The 21902-nt window shown below is 66.2% G+C and carries 19 protein-coding genes, 1 tRNA gene and 2 pseudogenes; 15 read left to right on the top strand and 7 right to left on the bottom strand.

Annotated elements, in window-relative coordinates:
- Positions 1–4 precede the first annotated feature (4 nt).
- From cmk to ACWDTD_RS15020, 6 genes and pseudogenes are all read left to right on the top strand, one after another.
- Positions 5–697, top strand: coding sequence for a (d)CMP kinase (cmk, locus tag ACWDTD_RS15045; RefSeq protein ID WP_449747943.1), 693 nt, complete (start codon positions 5–7; stop codon positions 695–697).
- A complete protein-coding gene (der, locus tag ACWDTD_RS15040) occupies positions 694–2145 on the top strand; it encodes a ribosome biogenesis GTPase Der (protein ID WP_449747922.1) in 1452 nt (483 codons plus the stop codon). The genes cmk and der overlap by 4 nt, the downstream gene beginning before the upstream one ends.
- A gap of 24 nt (positions 2146–2169) precedes the next feature.
- Positions 2170–2436, top strand: coding sequence for a GlsB/YeaQ/YmgE family stress response membrane protein (locus tag ACWDTD_RS15035; RefSeq protein ID WP_449747921.1), 267 nt, complete (start codon positions 2170–2172; stop codon positions 2434–2436).
- Positions 2437–2518: 82 nt separating this feature from the next.
- Positions 2519–2592 (top strand) — tRNA-Pro (locus ACWDTD_RS15030).
- A gap of 151 nt (positions 2593–2743) precedes the next feature.
- A pseudogene (locus ACWDTD_RS15025) lies at positions 2744–2881 on the top strand (VOC family protein); the annotation flags it as partial.
- A gap of 136 nt (positions 2882–3017) precedes the next feature.
- Positions 3018–4682, top strand: coding sequence for an ABC-F family ATP-binding cassette domain-containing protein (locus tag ACWDTD_RS15020; protein ID WP_449747920.1), 1665 nt, complete (start codon positions 3018–3020; stop codon positions 4680–4682).
- 35 nt (positions 4683–4717) lie between these two features.
- On the opposite strand, the gene thiD is transcribed toward ACWDTD_RS15020, so the two are convergent.
- Together thiD and ACWDTD_RS15010 are read right to left on the bottom strand one after the other, a co-directional pair.
- Entirely contained in the window at positions 4718–5542 is an 825-nt protein-coding gene (gene thiD, locus ACWDTD_RS15015) for a bifunctional hydroxymethylpyrimidine kinase/phosphomethylpyrimidine kinase (protein WP_449747919.1), read from the bottom strand.
- Between the two features lie 72 nt (positions 5543–5614).
- The gene (locus ACWDTD_RS15010; protein WP_449747918.1) at positions 5615–6988 is read right to left on the bottom strand and encodes an NADP-dependent succinic semialdehyde dehydrogenase; all 1374 of its coding nucleotides are present in this window, start codon (positions 6986–6988) and stop codon (positions 5615–5617) included.
- 100 nt (positions 6989–7088) lie between these two features.
- On the opposite strand from ACWDTD_RS15010, the gene ACWDTD_RS15005 reads away from it, so the two are divergent.
- The 5 genes from ACWDTD_RS15005 to ACWDTD_RS14985 all read left to right on the top strand — a co-directional run bounded on the left by ACWDTD_RS15005 (position 7089) and on the right by ACWDTD_RS14985 (position 10901).
- Positions 7089–7511, top strand: a complete 423-nt coding sequence (locus ACWDTD_RS15005) for a nitroreductase family deazaflavin-dependent oxidoreductase (protein WP_449747917.1) — start codon at positions 7089–7091, stop codon at positions 7509–7511.
- Positions 7512–7667: 156 nt separating this feature from the next.
- A complete protein-coding gene (locus ACWDTD_RS15000; RefSeq protein WP_449747916.1) occupies positions 7668–8456 on the top strand; it encodes a PE-PPE domain-containing protein in 789 nt (262 codons plus the stop codon).
- A 94-nt stretch (positions 8457–8550) separates the two neighbouring features.
- Positions 8551–8898, top strand: a complete 348-nt coding sequence (locus ACWDTD_RS14995) for a VOC family protein (protein ID WP_449747915.1) — start codon at positions 8551–8553, stop codon at positions 8896–8898.
- Positions 8899–8951: 53 nt separating this feature from the next.
- Complete coding sequence (locus ACWDTD_RS14990) at positions 8952–9842, top strand: exodeoxyribonuclease III (RefSeq protein WP_449747942.1); 891 nt, start codon at positions 8952–8954, stop codon at positions 9840–9842.
- 363 nt (positions 9843–10205) lie between these two features.
- Entirely contained in the window at positions 10206–10901 is a 696-nt protein-coding gene (locus tag ACWDTD_RS14985) for a hypothetical protein (RefSeq protein WP_449747914.1), read from the top strand.
- A 12-nt stretch (positions 10902–10913) separates the two neighbouring features.
- On the opposite strand, the gene ACWDTD_RS14980 is transcribed toward ACWDTD_RS14985, so the two are convergent.
- Entirely contained in the window at positions 10914–11990 is a 1077-nt protein-coding gene (locus tag ACWDTD_RS14980) for a threonine aldolase family protein (protein WP_449747913.1), read from the bottom strand.
- Between the two features lie 70 nt (positions 11991–12060).
- Positions 12061–12246: a hypothetical protein gene (locus tag ACWDTD_RS14975; protein ID WP_449747912.1), complete on the bottom strand. Its 186-nt coding sequence runs from the start codon at positions 12244–12246 to the stop codon at positions 12061–12063.
- Between the two features lie 43 nt (positions 12247–12289).
- On the opposite strand from ACWDTD_RS14975, the pseudogene ACWDTD_RS14970 reads away from it, so the two are divergent.
- Positions 12290–12559 (top strand): annotated as a pseudogene (locus tag ACWDTD_RS14970) (LLM class flavin-dependent oxidoreductase); the annotation flags it as partial.
- Positions 12560–12573: 14 nt separating this feature from the next.
- Here ACWDTD_RS14970 and ACWDTD_RS14965 read toward each other — a convergent pair.
- Complete coding sequence (locus ACWDTD_RS14965; RefSeq protein WP_449747911.1) at positions 12574–14448, bottom strand: acyl-CoA thioester hydrolase/BAAT C-terminal domain-containing protein; 1875 nt, start codon at positions 14446–14448, stop codon at positions 12574–12576.
- Between the two features lie 113 nt (positions 14449–14561).
- Between ACWDTD_RS14965 and ACWDTD_RS14960 the strand changes: the two genes are divergently transcribed.
- The gene (locus ACWDTD_RS14960) at positions 14562–16946 is read left to right on the top strand and encodes a Tex family protein (protein ID WP_449747910.1); all 2385 of its coding nucleotides are present in this window, start codon (positions 14562–14564) and stop codon (positions 16944–16946) included.
- A gap of 2 nt (positions 16947–16948) precedes the next feature.
- Here ACWDTD_RS14960 and ACWDTD_RS14955 read toward each other — a convergent pair whose 3' ends face one another.
- Positions 16949–17722, bottom strand: a complete 774-nt coding sequence (locus tag ACWDTD_RS14955) for an SGNH/GDSL hydrolase family protein (RefSeq protein WP_449747909.1) — start codon at positions 17720–17722, stop codon at positions 16949–16951.
- Positions 17723–17837: 115 nt separating this feature from the next.
- On the opposite strand from ACWDTD_RS14955, the gene ACWDTD_RS14950 reads away from it, so the two are divergent.
- A complete protein-coding gene (locus ACWDTD_RS14950; protein WP_449747908.1) occupies positions 17838–18653 on the top strand; it encodes a shikimate 5-dehydrogenase in 816 nt (271 codons plus the stop codon).
- Between the two features lie 153 nt (positions 18654–18806).
- The gene (locus ACWDTD_RS14945) at positions 18807–20120 is read left to right on the top strand and encodes a DUF4185 domain-containing protein (RefSeq protein WP_449747907.1); all 1314 of its coding nucleotides are present in this window, start codon (positions 18807–18809) and stop codon (positions 20118–20120) included.
- 30 nt (positions 20121–20150) lie between these two features.
- Here the strand turns inward: ACWDTD_RS14945 and poxB are convergent, their stop codons facing one another.
- Positions 20151–21884, bottom strand: coding sequence for a ubiquinone-dependent pyruvate dehydrogenase (poxB, locus tag ACWDTD_RS14940; protein ID WP_449747906.1), 1734 nt, complete (start codon positions 21882–21884; stop codon positions 20151–20153).
- Positions 21885–21902 lie beyond the last annotated feature (18 nt).

Genomic DNA, 21902 nt, shown 5'->3' with positions numbered 1-21902 from the left:
CGTCGTGACCGGCGGATGTGGGCGGGTGATCGCGATCGACGGGCCTGCGGGAACCGGGAAGTCGACGGTCTCCAAGCGTCTCGCCGACCGGGTGGGTGCGCACTACCTCGACACCGGTGCGATGTACCGGGCGGCGACGCTCGCGGTGCTCGACGCCGGAGTGGACCCCGGCGATGTGGCGGGGGTCGCCGCGGTGGTGTCCGGCGCCGACATCGAGCTGCGGCCGGCAGACGACGGCGGCTCTCGCGTGTATCTCGACGGGGTCGACGTGTCCGGGCCGATCCGTGGTGACGAGGTGACCGCGGCGGTGTCGGCGGTGTCCGCGGTGCCCGAAGTACGCACGAAAATGGTTGCCCTGCAACGCCGTCACGCCGAGAACGACTTTGTGGTGGTGGAGGGACGCGACATCGGGACCGTGGTGTTCCCCGACGCGCAGGTGAAGATCTTCCTCACCGCCAGCCCCGAGGCGCGTGCCCAGCGTCGGCACCTGCAGAACCGGGCGGCCGGACGCGACAGTGTCTTGGAGGCCGTCCTCGAGAGCGTCAACAGGCGCGACCACCTCGATTCCACTCGCACGGTGTCCCCGCTGCGTCCCGCCGCGGACGCCACGATCGTGGACACCAGCGACCTGACCCTCGACCAGGTGCTCGACGAACTCGTCGGACTGGTCCACGCACGAACCGGAGAGACCGCGTGAGCGACAGTGACAGCGACTTCTCGTCGGGCGAGCTGGCCGCGCAGCCCGGCGACGGCACCTGGTCGGACGAATCCGATTGGCAAGTAGGAGATTTCGACCTCGCCGACGATGAGGGTGGCGCCGAGCGCATGCCGGTGGTGGCCATCGTCGGGCGGCCCAACGTCGGAAAGTCGACGTTGGTGAACCGTATCCTCGGGCGCCGCGAAGCGGTGGTCGAGGACATCCCGGGTGTCACTCGCGATCGTGTGTCGTACACGGCGTCGTGGGTGGGCCGCCGGTTCACCGTGGTGGACACCGGCGGATGGGAACCCGACGCCAAGGGGATGGCGCAGGCCATCGCCGCTCAGGCCGAACTCGCCATGCGCACCGCCGACGCCATCGTCCTGGTGGTGGACGCGACGGTGGGGGCGACCGCTACCGACGAAGCCGTGGCCCGGGTGCTGCGCCGCTCCAAGACGCCGGTGATCCTGGTGGCCAACAAGGTCGACAGTGAACGGATGGAGGCCGAGGCCGCGTCGCTGTGGTCGCTCGGACTCGGCGAACCGCACATGGTGTCGGCGGCGCACGGTCGCGGCTCGGGTGACCTGCTCGACGTGATTCTCTCGACGCTTCCGGAGACCCCGCGTGAGGACACGGCCACCCTCGGCGGCCCGCGACGCGTGGCGTTGGTGGGCAAGCCCAACGTGGGCAAGAGTTCGCTGCTCAACAAGCTGGCCGGATCGGAACGGTCGGTGGTCGACAATGTCGCCGGCACCACCGTCGACCCGGTGGACGAGGTGGTGGAGCTCGACGGCAGGCCGTGGCTGTTCATCGACACCGCGGGCTTGCGGCGCAAGGTGCACACGGCCAGCGGACACGAGTACTACGCGTCGCTGCGTACGCGGTCGGCACTGGAAGCCGCCGAGGTGGCCATCCTGCTGATCGACGCGTCGCAGCCGATCACCGAGCAGGACCTGCGGGTGCTCTCGCTGATCATCGACACCGGCCGCGCGCTGGTGATCGCCTTCAACAAGTGGGATCTGGTCGACGAGGACCGCCGCTACCAGCTCGACAAGGAGATCGACCGCGAGCTCGCGCGGGTGCCGTGGGCGCGTCGGGTCAACATCTCGGCGATGACCGGACGGTCGGTGCAGAAGCTGGTGCCCGCCCTTGAGGGCGCATTGGACTCATGGGACAAACGCATCTCCACCGGTCCGCTCAACAACTGGCTCAAGGACGTGATCGCGGCCAACCCGCCGCCGCTGCGGGGAGGTCGGCAGCCGCGGGTGCTGTTCGCGACGCAGGCCGCCGTGCGGCCGCCGACCTTCGTGCTGTTCACCACAGGATTCTTGGAGGCCGGTTACCGACGTTTCCTGGAGCGACGGTTGCGTGAGCAGTTCAACTTCGACGGGTCACCGGTGCGCATCAACGTGCGGGTCCGGGACAAGCGGGACCGCCGTAAGCGCTGAGCGGCACCCACTTATACTTGCGCAATGCTGATCCTCGCTCTCATCGTGTTCGGAATGGCCATCGGCTGGGTGGCCCAACTCATTCTCGGTAAGGGCATGTTCAACACCGACTGGGTACTCGCGATCGTGGCCGGTGTGGTCGGTTCGTTCATCGGTGGCCTGCTGATCAGCCTGCTCAGCGGCGACGGTCTGGCATTCCGGCCGAGTGGCATCATCGGCTCGCTGGTCGGGGCGCTGCTGGTCACGGGCGGATGGATGTGGTTCAAAAACAAGCAGGCCGCGCCGAAGTGAGCCGGCGCCGGACACACCGAGCAGGCGATTGGCCTCTGCGGTAGGCGTTCGGCTAATCTTGTCGAGGCCCTCTCGAGGGCAACGGGCTGTGGCGCAGTTTGGTAGCGCACTTGACTGGGGGTCAAGTGGTCGCAGGTTCAAATCCTGTCAGCCCGACGTAAAGGCCCTGGCGAGAGCATATTTCTCGCCGGGGCCTCGTCGTGTCTCGTGCTTGCTTTGTTGGTCCCCGTCTGGTCTCTGGAACTGAACGGTTGTGCTCTCCCTGCACACCGGGCCGCTACGTGAGATCACCGAACGTTGGCGCATGGGTGAGTTCCGGTGGTTGACCGTGGTGGGTCCGGATGCACCCGATGGCCCGGAGCTGCTGTTGGAGCCCAATCAGCACCCGGCAGCCATGGCCTATACGGCCGCGCTCGCTGCCGACGGTATCCCGGCTGCGTCCTTCCCGTTCTGGACGACACCTGCGGCAACCTGATTCAGCTCACGAGCCCGGCATAAGACAGGTCTGACGCAACCAGCCGCAGAGTGTGGCAGTGCGGCCGGTGATCGATTCCTCCGGGCCCGGATGCGACGATGTGGGCATGACCGCGTCGCTCGTCGCCAAGGACATCGCCGGTGGCTATGCCCATCGTGTCCTGTTCGATCACCTCGACCTGACGGTCGCGCCCGGCGACGTGGTGGGGGTCGTGGGCGCGAACGGCGCGGGAAAGTCCACCCTGCTCGCTGTGCTGGCCGGTGACCTCGCTCCGCTGGAGGGTTCGGTCACCCGTGCGCCGGCCGACGCCTTCGTGGGATGGCTGCCTCAAGAACACGACCGGGTGCCAGGGGAGACGGTGGCGCAGTATGTCGCGCGACGCACCGGATGCGCTGCGGCCACGCAAGCGATGGACGCCGCAGCCGCCACGCTGGCGAACGACGAGTTGGACGCCGGCGCGCAGGATCCGGCGGAGGTGTACTCCGCGGCACTGGATCACTGGCTGGCCACCGGCGCCGCCGATCTCGACGAGCGGCTGCCCGCAGTACTCGCCGACCTCGGCCTGCGGACCGGCACCATCGCACCCGAAGACGCCCTCATGACCGGGCTGTCCGGCGGCCAGGCGGCCCGAGTGGGGTTGGCGGCGTTGTTGTGTTCGCGTTTCGACGTGGTTCTGCTCGACGAGCCCACGAACGATCTCGATCTCGATGGCCTATCGCGGCTCGAGGAGGTGGTCAGCGGGATGCGTGGCGGCGTGGTACTCGTCAGCCACGACCGGGAGTTCATGGCGCGCTGCGTGACTCGGGTGGTCGAACTCGACCTGGCACAGCACACCAACACCGTCTACAACGGGGGCTACGAGAGTTTCCTGGAGGAGCGTGAGGTTGCACGGCGACATCGACGCGAGGAATACGAGGAGTTCGCCGAGAAGAAGGCCGACCTGGTGGCCCGGGCGCGGACCCAACGAGAGTGGTCGAGTCAGGGTGTGCGCAACGCCATCCGCAAGGCACCCGACAACGACAAGATCCGCCGACGGGCGGCCGGCGAGTCCAGCGAGAAACAGGCGCAGAAGGTGCGCCAGATGGAAAGTCGCATCGCCCGGCTAGAGGAGGTCGCCGAACCTCGCAAGGAGTGGGTGCTGGAATTCACCATCGGTTCCGCGCCGCGGTCGAGTTCGGTGGTTGCGACGCTCTCCAATGCTGTTGTGCGGCAGGGAGATTTCGTTCTGGGTCCGGTGTCGCTTCAGGTCAACGCGGGTGAACGGATCGGGATCACCGGACCCAACGGCGCGGGAAAGTCGACGCTTCTGCGTCTGCTCACCGGCGCCGTCGAACCCGACGAGGGGACGGCGAGTCTCGGCGCGAGTGTGGCGATCGGCGAGATCGATCAGGCGCGCGGACAATTCACCGGTCCGCGCCCGCTCGCCGAGCGGTTCGAGGAGCTCGTCCCGGACTTCTCCACCGAGCAGGTGCGCACGCTGCTGGCCAAGTTCGGACTCCGGGCCGATCACGTCGATCGTGCCGTCGGCGACCTGTCGCCGGGTGAACGCACCCGCGCGGCCTTGGCATTGCTGCAGGCGCGGGGGGTCAACGTTCTCGTGCTCGACGAACCCACCAACCACCTCGACCTGCCCGCGATCGAACAACTCGAATCGGCGCTCGACTCGTTCGACGGTGCACTGCTGCTCGTCACCCACGACCGCCGGATGTTGGAGAAGGTGCGGGTCGACACGCGCTGGCATGTCGACGGCGGGCGGGTCACGCAGGACTGACGTCTCAGCGTGACGACGCCGACCCCACCGCGCCCCTACTCCGGTTGCGGCTCCGCGAGCTGATCGACGTAGGCGCCCTGCCACACCGTGTCGAACGGGGTGTGAGCGCTCACGCGTCCGTTGATGCCGGCGGTGGTGAACTCCTTGGCGAAGGCGACCGCGTCGCGCACGTCGGAGCCCTTGGCGAGTTCGGCCGTGATGGCGGCGGCAAGTGTGCAGCCGGCGCCCGATACGCGTTCGGACCCGACCTTGGGCGCGGCGAACACCGTCACCTCGTCACCGTCGTAGAGCACGTCGACCGCATCGTCGCCCGGCAACTCGACTCCGCCCTTGGCGATCACGTAGCGCGGCCCCAGGTCGGCGATGCGTTTGGCCGCCTCGGCCAGCTGGTCGACGCTGCTGATCTCGTCCATGCCCGACAGCACCTGAGCCTCGAACAGGTTCGGGGTCACCACCGTCGCCAATGGGATGATCTTCTCCCGCAGGGCGGTGTCGGTGTCGAGCGCGGCACCGGGTTCCTGACCCTTGCAGATGAGCACCGGGTCGACCAGCACGTGCCGCCAGGTCTGTCCCGCCAACGCGTCGGCGACCACGTCGATCGTTGCCGGGGTGCCGAGCATTCCGACCTTTACCACGTCAAGATCGTGAGCACTGGTCGCGGCCTCGATCTGATCGGCGATCACCTGGGGGTCGATGGGTACGAATCGGTGTGCCCAGCCGGCTTTCGGATCGAAGGAGACGATGCACGTGATCGTGCCGACTCCGTAGACACCGAGTTCCTGAAAGGTCTTCAGATCGACTTGCAGACCGGCACCGCCGGTGGCTTCCGAACCTGCGATGACATATGCGAGATCAACCACACGTCAAGCCTACGATCTCCTCGCACGTCGGTACCGCGTGGCCTTGCCGCGGTGAGACGAACCAACCGCTGCTCAGGCGATCCACACGGTCTTGATGTTGCAGAACTCGTGGATGCCATGTGAGGTCAGTTCTCGTCCGTAACCGGACCGCTTGATCCCGCCGAAGCCGAGTTCGGGGTACGAGGTGGTCATGCCGTTGATGAACACCTGACCCGATTCGATCCGGTCGATGAATTGCTCCTGTTCGGCCGGATCGGCGGTCCAGGCGTTTCCGCCGAGACCGAACGTGGTGTCGTTGGCGATCGCGATCGCATCGTCGATGTTGTCGACGCGATACAGCGCAGCAACCGGGCCGAAGGCCTCGGCGGAGTAGATGTCCATCTCGTCGGTGATGTCGGCGAGGATCGTCGGCTCGTAGAACCAGCCCGCCCGATTCACGCGGGCACCACCGATCAGGACCTTCGCACCCTTGCCGACGGCATCGTCGACGAGCTCTTCGAGGTCGGTGCGGCCCTGCTCGGTTGCCAGCGGCCCGACGTCGGTGGCGTCGTCGGTCGGATCTCCGACGACCAGGGAGCGGAAACCGTCGGTGAAGGCATCGACGAACTCGTCGTAGACATCGGTGTGGATGATGAATCGTTTTGCCGCGATGCAGGATTGGCCGTTGTTCTGTACGCGGGCGGTCACCGCGGTCTTCGCCGCCTGCGCGATGTCGGCGCTGGGCATGACGACGTAGGGGTCGCTGCCACCGAGTTCGAGGACCGTGTGCTTGACCTCGTCACCGGCGATCGCGGCGACGGACCTGCCTGCCGGTTCGCTGCCGGTCAGCGTTGCCGCGGCGACCCGGGGATCGCGCAGGATCGGCTCCACCATGCTCGATCCGATCAGGAGCGTTTGGAAGCACCCGTCCGGGAGGCCTGCACGGCGTAGGACGTCTTCAAGGTAGAGAGCCGACTGCGGCACGTTGGAAGCGTGCTTGAGAATGCCGACGTTGCCTGCCATCAGCGCAGGCGCGGCGAAGCGGACGGCCTGCCAGAGCGGGAAATTCCACGGCATCACCGCCAGCACCACACCGAGCGGCTGGTAACGCATGTAGGCACGGCTCGCGCCCACCGCCGCCGCGTCGGCCGCCTCGTCGGCGAGCATGGCCTCCCCATGGTCGGCGTAGTAGCGAAAACCCTTCGCGCACTTCAGTGTCTCTGCCTTCGCTGAGGCGAGAGTCTTGCCCATCTCCTCGGTCATCATCGCGGCGACGACGTCTGCCTCGGCCTCGAGGAGATCGGCAGTCGCGTGAAGCCACGCGGCGCGCTGCTCGTATGAGGTGGTGCGGTAGTCACTGAAGCTGCGCACCGCGCGGTCGAGGGCCGCGTCGACCTCCGCGTCGGTGAGCGACTCGAATTCCCGGACGGTCTCTCCGGTCGCCGGGTTGATGGTGGCAATGGCCATGTCACGGGTCCTTCCGCAGTGGGTTCTCTTCCATCCCTACCACTCGTGACCGAAGCGCGGCGCCGGGAATCACTTGTACGTGCTGCGCGTTGTGCGCGCTATGAGTGAACAACCGGAACTGAGCCCGAGCGAGTGGGTACGCGACCAGACCAAGAAGATTCTCGAACAGGGGACCACCGACGGTGTGCAGGTCGCCGACCGTCCGGTCGTGTTGTTCACCACCACCGGCGCGAAGTCGGGCAAGAAGCGGTACACGCCGCTCATGCGGGTTGAAGAGAACGGTAAGTACGCGATGGTCGCGTCCAAGGGGGGCGCGCCTGAGCACCCCGCCTGGTACCACAACGTGAAGGCGCACCCGCAGGTCACCGCCCAGGACGGCGACAAGGTGTACGAGCTCACTGCACGTGAGGTCGAGGGCGACGAGCGCGCCCACTGGTGGGAGCTGGCCGTCGCGGCGTTCCCGCCGTACGCGGAGTATCAGACGAAGACAGACCGTCTGATACCGGTGTTCGTGCTCGAGTGATCACCGGACCCGAGGTCGTTCCGGGCTATGAGCAGCGTGATCACGGGTACCGGGCCACCGTGTGCCGTCCTGTGTTCAGCGGATTGATCGGCGCACCTGCGATTTCTACCCTGATCTCACGGGCCCACAACTCGGCCTGCTCAGCGGGGAGGCGTCATGATCACCTACATCACCGTATGCGGCACAGGAGAACATCCGGGCAATCCGGGCAACATGCTCAACATCGCGGCCGGAATACTCGGTGGTAGTGTGGAACACGTCGACCTCGCGTATCCGGCATCCATCGCTTGCTTCAACCCGTACGGAGACGTCTCCGGTGTGTCGGAGGCGGAGTCGCGACGACAAGGTGTCGCCAATCTGGCTGCCGCGATCCGCGCCACCCCGAACCTGGTGGTGATAAGCGGCTATAGTCTTGGCGCTCTGGTGGTCTCGGATTTCATGGACGCCAAAGCTCACGGGCAGTATGCGGACTGCGAGGTTCTCGCGGTGGTAAACATTGCCAATCCTGCTCGCGCGGCAGGTGTTTCGTATGGTTTGCCCTCCTTCGGGTTCGGCCTCGACGGTCAGCACAAACCGTGGCTCCCGGGTGTTGATGTGTACGAGATCGCCAACCCGGTCGACGCGATCACCTCGGCGCCGTGGGACTCACCGTGGCGCATCGCCGCCGACAAGGTCCGTGCCTTCAACGTCAGTGTGGAGGGTGCGTCGGCATGGTTTGCCGATATGATCGCGCAACTCGACGGTCAGGAAGCAGCTCAGGCTCAAGAGAACTGGTGGAACGCCGGCTTCTGGCAGGCCTATGCTCAAGCGCCCGCATGGCTGCGCGGGTATCTCTACGATGGCCAACACACCACCGCATACGGCGCCCCTCGGTGGTACAACGAGTCGGGGCAACGCGTCACGGGGCAGCAGCTCGTCGCTGACGTCGTCTCGAAGTACAAGTGAGCAGACGAAGCGAACCCACCACCGAGTGACGTGTGCGGGTGCTTAGCATGGCCGGCGTCACCGCCGTGTCAGGTATCGATGAGAGACTGGACGCGTGCATGTCGATCGAGTGGTCCCCAACCTGACCGTGTCGGATCTCCGGCGGTCGGTGACCGAACACACCGAGGTGCTCGGGATGCGCGTACTCATGGATCATGGGTGGATCGTCACTCTCGGCGACGACTACGGACATCAACTGAGTGTGATGACCGAGGATGCATCCGCGCCGATCAACCCCGACGTTTCTGTTTTCGTCGACGACGTTCACGAGGCGCTCTTGCGAGCGACGAATGCCGGAGTGGAGATCGTCCATCCGCTCACCGACGAGCCATGGGGCGTGACCCGGTTCTTCTATCGCGACTCCGACGGGCGGGTCATCAACGTCGGTACCCACAGCGGGTGAGCGCTGCACCCTCGATCAGACCTGTCACCGAGGTCGAAGGCACCGTGCCCGACGTGGGCAGCCGCGGTGCCGATACGTTCACTGTGGCGTCCTACAACGTCAACGGAATCCGGGCGGCGCGTCGTCGCGGATTCGACGGCTGGCTGTCCGCGCGATCGCCGGATGTGCTCGCGCTTCAGGAACTTCGTTGTACTGCTGCGCAAGTGGGGGAGTTCCCCGGATACTCGGCAGCTATTGACGTCGGCACCGTGGCCGGCCGGAACGGCGTCGCCATCCTGACCAAATCGCCTGCGTGCGCGGTGCGTGCGTGGGCAACCCACCCGCCCCGCGCACGCGGACTCGCAGAGTTCGCCGCCCAGGGCCGGTACATCGAGGTCGATCTCGCCGATCGGCCCGTGACGGTTGCCTGCCTCTACCTTCCCAAGGGTGGACTCCCCGCCCACCTCCAGCGGCCCGGATCGATGCGCGAACCACCCGACGGCGGGATGAAATACGCACGTAAGCGGCGGTTCCTCGATGCTTTCGGCCACGAGGTGAATCGCAATAGGCTCGCTGCGCGCAGAAGCGGCCGGGAGTTCCTGCTCCTCGGCGATCTCAACATCGCGCACACTCAACACGACGTGACCAACTGGCGTGCCGCCCGAACCATGGACGGCTTCTTGCCCGAGGACCGGCAGTGGTTCGATTCGATCCTGGGTACGCGGCGACTGGTCGACGTAGTGCGGAGCGTCTACGGGCAGCGCCCCGGCCCGCTGACCTGGTGGAGTTGGGCGGGGCAGTCCTTCGACAACGACGTCGGCTGGCGAGTGGATTACCAGCTGGCCACACCGGGACTCGCGCGCGCGGCCAGAAGCGTTGTCGTGGACAAAGAATCGTCGCGCGCAGACCGCCGTTCCGATCATGCGCCGCTCCTCGTCACCTACGGCACCGACGCCGAGCAGTAAACCTGGGGACGCGCGCGGTGGCCGAGCCGGCCCATCACCGCGGCGACCTGCGCCATCATCGGCGCGACGCAACGCGGAAATCGCAATCCGATGATCCGCGATCCGACGGAATCTAGTTATCCGTTAGTCCTCGAGCACGGGGTTGCGCGGCACGATGGTTTCTCTGGCCGGTTGTGCACAACAGCGTGCCGGCGGATCGAGCTATCCACAATCGGTGAGCGTCCGCGCAATGCGTGGCTGCGACGGGCAAGGATGAGTCCACTGACCTGAGACGGGGGATTCATGACCGGTGTGAGAAAGACCAGACGCTCAGAACGCGCACGAGCTGAGGACTTCGATTTTCGTCGCGCCGCACGTGTCGCGGTGGGGCCCACCATCAACGGCTACGTCCGCCTTTGGCGTAACGGTGAGGCGTCGCTGTGGAAAATGCCCATCCTCGAGGATTCCGACGAACTCGAAGAATTGCTCTGTTCGGGCGCCGTGTCCGTAGACCGGTTCGCTCCCGCACACCATCGAGAATCCGCGGATTTCGATCCTGGCAGCAAGGTTCTCTGTGTGGCCAAGACGATCGCGTTCTCTCACCGCAGGGGCGCAACCCTCGGCTCGCACGTGTTCATCACATTGGTTCCGGTAGCCGAAGCGACGCAGGATAAGCCCGGCGCTTCGCGGGATGGGAGCGGATGGGATGAGGTCGAGAAGTTCATCGCCCGCGCAGCCGAGGGCGCCCAGACGCGTGGCGAGGTGGTCGTCGTCGGCCCCGGGCCGAATCCTCATTTCAACGGGCCTGCTGTGCTGCTGAGCACTTCGACAACGAACGCCTGGACGTACTCGGTGATCTCGGCCTCGCCGCCACCGACGTGTGGGAAGTGGGGTGAGGCAGCCTCCGAGCCGGACCGGACGACACTGGTGGCGACGCTGTCGCCCGAAGCCAGGTGGGAAGCAGCATCGCTCACCGTAGACGCGCTACGCGAGTGGGGGGTGGCACCGTTTGACGTCGGTATCGCCTTCATCGTGCCGATCGAACTGATAACCCGACCGGCATCCGACGAGGATTGGTGAGTGAGTGATCGGTCAGCGATTCCCGAAGCTCCGCGCGATGACGTCGACAAACCTGTCGACGTCATCGGGGCTGGTGTCCCAGGCGGTCATCCAGCGAACCTCGCCGGCCTCGCGATTCCAGTCGTAGAAGTGAACGCGCTCGCGGATCCGGTCTGCGATGTCGACGGGCAGCCGCGCGAAGACGACGTTGGAGTCGGTGGGCTGTGCGAACGTCAACCCGGGTAGACGCCCGGAGACCACTGCATCCTCCAGTGCGGTCCGCAGCCGCGCAGCCATGGCGTTGGCGTGCAGCGCATTTCGCAGGCCGAGATCGTCGTCGAACAGGGCCAGGAATTGCGCCGAGATGAAGCGCATCTTGCTGCACAACTGGGTCGCGGACTTTCGCAGAGAGCCCACTCCCGTCACGCGTTCCGGGTTGAGCACCACCACGGCCTCGGCAGCAAGTGCGCCATTCTTGGTGCCACCGACACTCACCACGTCGACTCCCACCTCGGTGGTGAACTCGCGAAAACGTCGTCCGAGGGCGGCCGATGCATTCCACAACCGGGAACCGTCGACGTGCACGGCGAGTCCGAGGTCGTGTGCGGTGGCACAGAGCGCCGCGATCTCGTCCACCTCGTACACCGTCCCCAACTCGGTGGTCTGACTGATGCTCACTGCGTGCGGCTGGGCCCGCTGCTCGTTGCCCCGATCGGGCGCCCACGCCACGATGTCGGCGGGTGCGAGTTTCCCGTCGTCGGTATGGACGCCGAGAATCTTGATACCGGAGATCTGTTCGGGGGCGGCACCTTCGGAGGTATTGATGTGTGCGCCGATCGGTGCCACCGCGGCACCCGCACGGGGAAGTACCGCCGACAAACCCACCACGTTGGCCCCGGTCCCGTTGAACACCGGATAGATCTCGGCCGCCTCACCGAAGTGCTCCCGGATCACGTCGCGCAGAGCGGCGGTGTAGACGTCGTCGCCGTAGGGCGGGAGGTGGCCGTCGTTGGCGGCGACGACCGCGGCGAGGACGTCGGGATGCGCGCCCGAATAGTTGTCGCTGGCAAACGCCCGCCGCTCGGGGTCATGAAGCGCTGAGAAGCTCACCGCTCCACCTTCTCATCTTGGGGTGATCGAAGGTGGCCAGCGGGGGACAGGGATCAGAGATTGCCGGGGATCAGAGATACGTGGTGGTGCCGCCGGAGGTGTGACCCAACGTGCGCCACTCGGCCGGTGCGTAGTAGGTGACATAACCGGTTTCCTCAACCACCTTCAGCGAGCCCCCCGATTCGACGGAGACCGAGGCCTCGTCGTACTCCAGGGTGCGGCCGTTGGTGAGGGACAGTTTCACGTTCTTCGCCATAGCGGACGAGCGTAGGGGGTGCGGCGTGATTCGGCCCGATGAAATGGTGCAACGCCCCAGACCGGATCGAGGTGAACCTCTGAAGAAGATGGGTTTTCTGACCATCGGCCGTTTCGACGAGTCCGATCCACGGGCCGGGCATCTCGAGACCCTCGCGATGATCAATCTCGCCGAAACACTCGGCTTCGACAGCGTCTGGCTGCGAGATCGCCACCTCCAGTTCGGTATCGCGTCTCCGGTCGCCCTGATGGCCGCCGCCGCGATGCGCACCGAACGGATCGAACTCGGCACGGCGGTGATTCGGGCCGGCGTTGGGTTGGTCGCCGGTCACTTCGGGCTGATGAAATCAACGATCTCACCGGTCAGCGCAAGGCACGCCAGCCCGTGCTCGCGCGGGCGGCCACCCATGTCGATGCCTCCGGTCACCTGCACGGTGGCCGGGTAGAGGCCCGGACGCAGGAAATGGCCGGCACCCTCGTAGCGGATGTGTTTGTCCGGCCGGCCCGTTCGGCGACCGATGAGCGCGTCGGCCATAGGTTCCGACGGCCACAGCCGGTCGTCAGAACCACTCACGCACAGCAGGGGACAGGTGATGCGTTCGGACTCGATACGCGCCGCCGAATCGGATCGCAGCGCGGACAGGCCGGACTCGTAGGCGGGTCGCAGCCGCAGCAACGTCGGACGGTGCGCCGCGACGTCGCGCGACAACCGCCACGCGTTTCCCACGAGTTGGGGCATCAGCACCCCGCTGGGAAGTGCGGCGTAGTCGCAGGGCCGCCCGCGATAGGTCCACGACGAGGTGTCGGGCATCTCACCGTCGGGGCCGATCGCCTGCCATGTGAGGTTGCTGGGACTCAACAGCACGGCCGCCGACACCGGCAGGTCGGTTGCTCGGGCCAGGGTGGCCGCGAGTCCCTCCGCGCCGCGGGAGATCGCCACAGCCGCAACCCCGTCGCCGGATGCCGCGCGATGCGCGGCGAGCCATGCGATGGCGCCGGCGAAACGCTCGAGCGGGATGTCGGCGATCGGGGCTGCTTCCGGTACGTCGTCGAGCCAGCTGTAGGCCAGCGCCATGATGCCGCGGGAGGCGAGCGCGTTGACCACGGCGATCTGCGAGTCGAGTCCACCCTCGGAACCGCCGAAACACACCACCGAGGGATGCGGCCCGCTGCCGCCGGGCCGCGCGAGTAGACCCGGCCGGCCGTCGACGTCCACCCGGTCCAGCGTCACCCCGGGCGCAGTGGGCTCGCGCAGCACCGTCACCGCCGTGCGGTGGTCCGCCGAGGTGGCCTCGACGCGCAACTGCCACGGTTCGGCGGGCGGGATGAACAGATCGGCACGATCATCGGGGCCGACGAACTCCATTGCGTAGATCATGTCGTCGGCGGTCTGGCCGGTGCCCGCGAGGACGCCCTGCCACTGCCACAGGCGTCCGAACAGATCCTGGCCCGACATCACGATCGACACGTTGGCAAGGCCCGCGGCGTCGGCACCGACGGAGAACGGTTCGTCGTGGCGCGACTCGACGGGTGCCGTCACCACGATCTGCGGATCGATCTCGTCGGGAAGCGCTGCGGGTTGGGCGACGGGCCGGGCCGGCGTGCCGGCGCTCTCGCGCTGATCGATGCGCTTGGTCTGTCGGTCGAACCACGGCGGAAACAGGCCCGACGCCGTGCCCGCGAGACCCATCAGCGTGAACGGCACCACCCAGTAGCAGACGATCGACAGGGTGGAGGCACCGTCATGGATCGTGGCTTGTCCCTGCACGATCGGCGGGATCGCGGAGATGATCGTCATGAGCCCGAACACCGCGGTCCACATCCAGGTCATCGCGGTGGTGATCACTCGGAATCCGTCGGTGTGTGCGGTGGTCGCGTCGACACTGGCGGTGGCGTACTCGCGCACGAACGGCCGACCGATGAGGATGCCGACCAGGGAGATCAGAAAGATACCCGCGTTGCCGAGAGGCTGCAGCCATCGTTGCAGGAACACATCACTCACGGTGAACGCGAGGACGGTGAGCACCACGAAGACGACGACGGCGCCCACCTCGAGTGAGTGCCATGGTTGACGGCGCACACGCTGCACCACCACCGCCAGAACCGACAGCGCCAACGCGATGAGTACGGCAGCACGAAACGAGGTGTTGCCCACCAGAATCCAGTAGACGATCCACGGGGAGAACCCGATGACGAAACCCATGAGTGATGGTACGACGCGGCACGTCACCAGGATGCGACAACCGTCGCATATCGGCGGGCGACACACTACCGGCGGCGCAGGAGGTGTCGCTCCCGTTGGGTAGGGTGCTCCGAGTGAATTCGACCGCATCGACGACCATCGCCGGAGTTCCACCCGTCACCACCCGCCTGGCCTCCGAACTGCAGGTCACCGAGCATCAGGTGGCCGCCGCCGTCCGGTTGCTCGACGAGGGCTCCACCGTCCCGTTCATCGCGCGCTACCGCAAGGAGATGACCGGCAGCCTCGACGATGCCCAATTGCGTGTCCTCGACGAGCGGCTGCGCTATCTGCGCGAACTCGACGAACGTCGGGTCGCGGTGCTCACCTCCATCCACGACCAGGGCAAGCTCACCGACGATCTGCGGGCCGCGCTCGTGGCGGCCGACACCAAGTCGCGAGTCGAGGACATCTACCTCCCGTTCAAACCGAAACGCCGGACCAAGGCGCAGATCGCGCGCGAGGCGGGCCTCGAGCCGCTGGCCACCCGGCTGCTCGACAACCCCACCCTCGATCCCGAAGTCGTCGCGGCCGAGTTCGTCTCCGAAAGCGTCGCCGATGTCGCTGCCGCGCTCGAGGGCGCGCGACACATCGTCATCGAGCGCGCGGCCGAGGACGCCGAACTTGTCGGTTCGATCCGGGAACGGTTCTGGACGCAGGGGGCGCTGAGGAGCAGCGCCCGGTCCGACGAACTGGCCGCGAGCGTGGCCGGGCAGAAGTTCCGCGACTATTTCGAGTTCTCCGAGCCGCTCGTCAACATGCCGTCGCACCGCGTGCTCGCGGTCTTCCGCGGCGAGAAGGAAGGTGTGCTCTCGCTTGACTTCGACGGGGGCGACGACGACACCTACCAGGCGATGGTGGCCGCCGCGCTGGGCGTCAACCTGACCGCGGACGCCGCCGCGACGCGGTGGCTGGCCACAACCGTGCGCTGGGCGTGGCGCACCAAACTCATGATCAGCAGCGGGATCGACGCCCGGGTGCGACTGCGTCAGCGGGCCGAGGACGACGCCGTCACGGTGTTCGCGAAGAACCTCGGGGATCTGTTGCTGGCCGCGCCCGCGGGTAACCGGACCACCCTGGGACTCGATCCCGGTTTTCGCACCGGCGTGAAGGTCGCGGTGGTCGACGGCACCGGCAAGGTACTCGACACCTGCGCGATCTACCCGCATCAACCCCAGAAGCAGTGGGATGCCGCGAAGGCGACGCTGGCGGCCCTGGTCGCTCGCCACGGCGTGGAATTGATCGCGGTGGGTAACGGCACGGCCTCGCGCGAAACCGACGCGCTGGCTGCCGAACTCATCTCCGACATCACCGGTCCCGGCGTTACACCGCCGGCGAAGGCGATGGTCAGCGAGGCCGGCGCGTCGGTTTACTCGGCCTCGGAGTACGCGTCGTCCGAACTCCCCGAACTCGACGTCTCGTTACGCGGTGCGGTGTCCATCGCGCGTCGGCTGCAGGACCCGCTGGCAGAATTGGTGAAGATCGACCCGAAATCCATTGGTGTGGGCCAATACCAACACGACGTGACACCGGGCACGCTGGCGCGCAGCCTCGACGCCGTGGTCGAAGACGCCGTGAACGCGGTCGGTGTGGACCTCAACACCGCGTCAGTACCGCTGCTCGCGCGCGTCTCAGGAGTGACGCCGGGTCTGGCCGAGGCGATCGTGGCGCACCGCGACGCCACCGGACCATTCCTTAGCCGTGGTGCCCTGCTCGATGTTCCGCGGTTGGGTCCCAAGGCATTCGAGCAATGCGCGGGATTCCTGCGGATCACCGGGGGCGACGACCCGCTCGACGCGTCGGGCGTGCACCCCGAGGCGTATCCGGTGGTGCACCGCATACTCGACCGATCCGGACTGGCCCTGGCCGAACTGATCGGCGACCATCGCACACTCACTTCGCTGCGACCGGCCGATTTCGCCGACGACCGGTTCGGGGTTCCCACGGTCACCGACATCCTGGCCGAACTCGAGAAACCCGGACGCGATCCGCGACCGGCATTCAGCACCGCCACCTTCGCCGCCGGTGTCACCAAGGTCGCCGACCTCACCCCCGGCATGGTGCTCGAAGGCGTGGTGACCAACGTGGCCGCCTTCGGCGCATTCGTCGATGTCGGCGTCCATCAAGACGGGCTCGTCCACGTGTCGGCGATGGCGAACCGATTCGTTTCCGACCCGCACGAGGTGGTGCGGTCCGGGCAGGTGGTACGGGTCAAGGTGATCGACGTCGATGTGCAACGTCAGCGCATCGGCCTGAGCCTGCGTCTCGACGACGACGCGAAAACCGCGAAACCCGGTGGGCGTGCCGAACGGGGTGGCGCGGCCCGCGGCGACGGTGGCGCAGACCGTGCGAAGGGAGCAGCCGGACGCCGCCAGGGTGGCCGAGGTCAACGGGCACAACGGGATTCGGCACCGAGCGGATCGATGGCGCAGGCGCTGCGCGACGCCGGATTCGGCCGCTGATCTCAGCCGAGTGTATCGAGCGCGGGGACCGGTGCGGCCCACCGCGGTGCGACGCCGTCGCCCGACGACACCCCGCGCACACGCCGCATCACCCACGGGTAGAGGAAGGTGCGCGCCCACTGCAGGTCGTCGCGGCGCCGGGCGTCGCGCGGCATGGTGGGCTGCGGGGCGAGCGGGGTGATCGCGATGTCGTGGGGTGCGCCGAGCAGATCGAGGACCTCCGCGGCCATTCGGGTGTGGCCGGCGGTGGACATGTGCAGCCGGTCGGTGTCCCACATGCGGTAATCGTCGTAGCCGGACAGGCGCCAGAAGTCGAGGACCCGCGCGCCGTGACGGTCGATTGCTTCCCGGAGCAGTTCATTGAAGATCGCGCAGCGACCCCGCATCATCCGGAACACGGGCGCCCAACCGGCGTCGTACGCGGTGAACACCACCACGGTGGCACCGCCGGCGGCGAGTTCGCCCAGCGCATTGTCGTATCGGTCGATGAGTGCGTCGATGTCGACGCCCGGACGCATGAGATCGTTGCCACCCGCGTGGATGGTGACCAGATCCGGTGACATCGCCACCGCCGGTGCGAGCTGGTCGTCGATGATCTCGTCGAGCAGCTTGCCGCGCACGGCGAGGTTGGCGTAGCGCAGGTCCGGATTCGTCACGGCGAGCTGCTCTGCCACGCGGTCGGCCCATCCTCGCAGCCCGTTGGGCCGAGCGGGATCAGGATCACCCACACCTTCGGTGAACGAATCACCCAGTGCCACATATGTGTTCCATCCCACAGTGCCGACCTCCCGGAATTAGTCTGGTGCGCCGGGGCTGAGGCTAGACGCCGTTCCGGTACTCCGCAAAAGCGACAGAGGCCGTATGGGATGCGAAGGGGGCTACGTTGTATTCATGCCGATCTTGAACAAGGACATGACCCTGTGCATCTCGCTGGCGGCCCGGCCGTCGAACATCGGCACACGTTTTCACAATTACCTGTACGACGAGCTCGGGCTCAACTTCATCTACAAGGCGTTCACCACCACCGACATCGAAGGCGCGATCCGCGGTGTGCGGGCACTGGGTATTCGAGGGTGTTCGGTGTCGATGCCCTTCAAGGAGGCTGTGATACCGCTGGTCGACGAGGTGGAGCCGTCGGCGGCCGCCATCGAGTCGGTCAACACGATCGTGCACGAGGGACAACGGCTCATAGCGTCGAACACCGACTACGAAGCGGTCGCCGCATTGATCGCCGACGCCGCGATCGACCCGGCCGCCCCGGTGGTGGTTCGCGGATCCGGTGGCATGGCCAAGGCGGTGGTCGCGGCATTTCGCGGCGCCGGGTTCACCGATCTCACTGTCTTGGCGCGCAACGCGGATGCGGGTGCGGCGCTCGCGGCGAAGTACGGCTACCGCAGTACCTCCGACACCGTGCCGCCTGGCGCATCGGTGATCGTCAACGTCACCCCGCTGGGTATGCAGGGGCCCGACTCGCAGGTGCAGTCGTTTGCCGACGACGCCATCGCCGCCGCCGATGTCGTATTCGACGTGGTCGCCTTCCCGGATCGCACGCCGCTCGTGGTTGCCGCGGAAACGGCCGGCAAGCAGGTCATCACCGGCGCCCAGGTGATCGCGTTGCAGGCGGCCGCCCAGTTCGAGAAGTACACCGGGGTCGCGATCTCCGCCGAGCAGGTGGCCCGAGCGTCGGAGTTCTCCCGCGCGGAGTAGTCGGTGCGGACCGTGTCCGAGCCGGTACGGGTTCGTGATCAGGTGTCAAGCGCAACGGAAGTCACTTCTGTCACAATCTCCTCTTGAATCACATTGGTCACATGGACCACATCGTTCGTGTGGTTCGGCTCCGGTGAGAGGACAGGTGAGGTGATGCGCCGACGGATCGCACCGTTGTTGGTGTCGTGTGCGCTCGTCGCGTCGGCGGCCTGGCTGACCACCGCGTACGCCGGTACGGCGGCCGCCGAACCGTGCGGCAACTCGGGGACGGGCTCACTTCCCGACCTGGGCAGCAGTTCGGGATCGCTCGGCTCCTCGGGCTCATCGTCGGGGTCGCTGGGATCGTCGTCGAATCCCGCGCAGGGAACTCAGGGACCACTGCCGGTTTACGCGAGTGCGAGCACTAGCAGCGTCGCCTGGGTGACCGGACCGCGAAGCGCGAACAGTACATTCAAACGGTTCACCATCTCGGGCACCGATGTCGGCGTGAGCTGGGATAACGGTTCCGGGCAGACGTTGATGGCCTTCGGCGACACCTTCGGTGACTGCAGCGTGGCCGGTCAGCAATGGCGCAACAACGTACTGTTGCGCAGTAACGACAACGACCTCTCCAACGGGATCGCCGTGCCAGACGCCAAGCCGGGAGACGCGACCTCGGGGAGTATCGTCGACGCCGCCCAGCCCACCTTTGCGAAGGAATTGTTCCGGGCGGCCAACGTCGACTATGTCGAGGTCACCAACATTCCCACCGCCGCCATCTCGCTACCGCGAGGTGACGGTCATCGGCAGTACATCAACTTCATGTCGGTGCGGCATTGGGGCTCGGCAGGTGTGTGGGACACCAATTTCTCCGGTATCGCCTATTCCGACGACAACGGTCAGACGTGGACGCGGGATCAGTCGACCTATCTGGTGAACGCTCCGGTGAAAGTGGTTCTCCCATTCGGGCTTCCGCCCGTGACGCCGGGAAATGCCAACTTTCAACAGAGCGCCTACACGATCGGTCACGGCGCCGACGTCGGATACGTCTACCAGTTCGGCACACCCAACGGACGACATGGGGCTGCGTACCTGGCACGGTTTCATCCCGCGGACATCATGACTCTCGAAAAGTACGAGTACTGGAACGGCACGGGGTGGATCGTCAACGACATCGACGCGGCCAGAACGGTCGTTTCCGCGCCGATCACCGAACTCTCGGTGTCGTGGAGCCCGTACCTAAACAAATACATCATGCTCGACGGCGACAACGGCATACGCCTGCGAACAGCCGACCATCCCCAGGGGCCTTGGAGCGCAGCGCATTACATCGTCACACCCGGGTATCCGGTGTTGTACGCGCCGATGATGCAACCGAAATCGCCTGCACTGACCGGCAACTCGCCGTACCTGTACTTCAACGCGTCACGCTGGACCGACTACAACGTGATGATGCTGCGCACCGATCTGCGGCGGATCACCCGCTGACAAGCCGGACGCGTTGGGCGCGCGACGTTTTCAGTCGAAAAGGCGACGGAACAGATTGGTCTCGGCGAGGTCGACGAGCTCGTCACCACGGCCGGACATGACGGTGCGGATCGCGTACAGCGTGAAACCCTTGGCCTGCGCAGCAGACACCGTCGGGGGGATCGACAGCTCCTGGCGAGCGGTGACGACGTCGAGCAAGGCGGGACCGTCATGCGCCAGGAACTCGCGCACCGCCGAATCCAGTTCGCCCGGGGCTTCCACCCGCCGCCCGTACACGCCGATGGCCTCGGCCATCTTCGCGAAATCCGGGTTCTGCAGATCGGTGCCGTAGTTGACGAATCCCGCGGCCTTCATCTCCACCTCGACGAAGTTCAGCGACGAATTGTTGAACACGACGATCTTGACCGGCAGCTTGTTCTGGGTGATCGTGATCAATTCGCCGAGGAGCATCGTCAGTCCACCGTCTCCGGCCAGCGCGATCACCTGACGGTCGGGGAACGCGGACTGGGCACCGACGGCCTGCGACACCGCGTTGGCCATCGAACCGTGTGTGAACGATCCGATGAGCCGGCGCGCACCGTTCATGCGGAGATAGCGGGCGGCCCACACCACCGGTGAGCCGACATCGGGGATGAACACCGCGTCCTCGGCGGCATGGTCGCTCAGCAGAGCGGTGAGGTACTGCGGATGGATCGGTGTCTTGCCGTCGTCGACGGCGAGATCGTTGAGCGAATTACGGGCATTCACATAGTGATCGCGGGATGACCGCAGATGATCCGAACTGCGATTGCGGTTGATCAGCGGGGTGAGCGCCGGCAAAGTGTCGGCGACACTGCCCACCAAACCGATGTCCACCGGGGTGCGTCGTCCGATCTGTTCGCCGCGGATGTCGACCTGGACGATCGTCGCCTTCGACGGATAGAACTGTTGATAGGGAAAATCGGTGCCCAGCATCAGGAGCGTGTCGCACTTCTCGATGGCGCGATAGCCGGACGAGAATCCCAGCAGACCGGTCATGCCGACGTCGTAGGGGTTGTCGTACTCCACGAACTCCTTGCCACGCAACGCATGAACCACGGGTGCCTGCAGGGCGCTGGCGAGTTCCACCAGATCATCGTGGGCTCCCTGCACTCCGGCCCCGGCCAGGATCGTGACGTTCTCCGACGAGTTGAGGTGATCGGCGAGCTGCTGCAACTGAGTTGCGGTGGGACGCACCACTTTCTCGATGGCCCGGATCGGACTGCCGTCGCGCCGATCGGTCTCCTTGGCCAGGAAAATCTCCCCGGGGATCACGAGGACGGCAACGCCGCGCCGTTCCACCGCCGTCCGGATGGCGACGTCGAGGAGCCGTGGAAGCTGTTCCGGTGTACTCACCATCTCGCAGAAGTCGCTGCACTCGACGAACAACTGCTCGGGGTGCGTCTCCTGAAAGTAGCCGCTACCGATCTCGGGTGCGGGGATGTGCGCTGCGATCGCCAGCACCGGCACACGGCTGCGCTGGGCGTCGAACAATCCGTTGATCAGGTGCAGGTTTCCCGGCCCACAACTCCCCGCGCACACGGCGAGTTCGCCGGTGAGGGTGGCCTCGGCGGCCGCGGCGAACGCCGCACCCTCCTCGTGACGGACATGCTGCCATCTGATGGATCCGTCTCGGCGGAGGGCGTCGGTGAAGCCGTTGAGCGAGTCTCCGGGTATCCCGTAGACACGCTGCACCCCACAGCGTCCGAGTGTCTCGATCATGTTGTCCGCCACAGTCCGTGCCATAGAGCTACTCCTTGGTGG

It is taken from the genome of Gordonia sp. NPDC003425, from assembly GCF_053588635.1.
This window is presented reverse-complemented; position numbering and strand designations above follow the sequence as displayed.

Coding starts and splice junctions, on each gene's coding strand:
- ACWDTD_RS14950 (WP_449747908.1), top strand. CDS start 17,838: ATGCCGATCTTGAACAAGGACATGACCCTGTGCATCTCGCTGGCGGCC.
- ACWDTD_RS14975 (WP_449747912.1), bottom strand. CDS start 12,246: ATGGCGAAGAACGTGAAACTGTCCCTCACCAACGGCCGCACCCTGGAG.
- ACWDTD_RS15035 (WP_449747921.1), top strand. CDS start 2,170: ATGCTGATCCTCGCTCTCATCGTGTTCGGAATGGCCATCGGCTGGGTG.
- ACWDTD_RS14945 (WP_449747907.1), top strand. CDS start 18,807: ATGCGCCGACGGATCGCACCGTTGTTGGTGTCGTGTGCGCTCGTCGCG.
- ACWDTD_RS15020 (WP_449747920.1), top strand. CDS start 3,018: ATGACCGCGTCGCTCGTCGCCAAGGACATCGCCGGTGGCTATGCCCAT.
- ACWDTD_RS15005 (WP_449747917.1), top strand. CDS start 7,089: ATGAGTGAACAACCGGAACTGAGCCCGAGCGAGTGGGTACGCGACCAG.
- poxB (WP_449747906.1), bottom strand. CDS start 21,884: ATGGCACGGACTGTGGCGGACAACATGATCGAGACACTCGGACGCTGT.
- ACWDTD_RS14965 (WP_449747911.1), bottom strand. CDS start 14,448: ATGGGTTTCGTCATCGGGTTCTCCCCGTGGATCGTCTACTGGATTCTG.
- ACWDTD_RS15000 (WP_449747916.1), top strand. CDS start 7,668: ATGATCACCTACATCACCGTATGCGGCACAGGAGAACATCCGGGCAAT.
- ACWDTD_RS15010 (WP_449747918.1), bottom strand. CDS start 6,988: ATGGCCATTGCCACCATCAACCCGGCGACCGGAGAGACCGTCCGGGAA.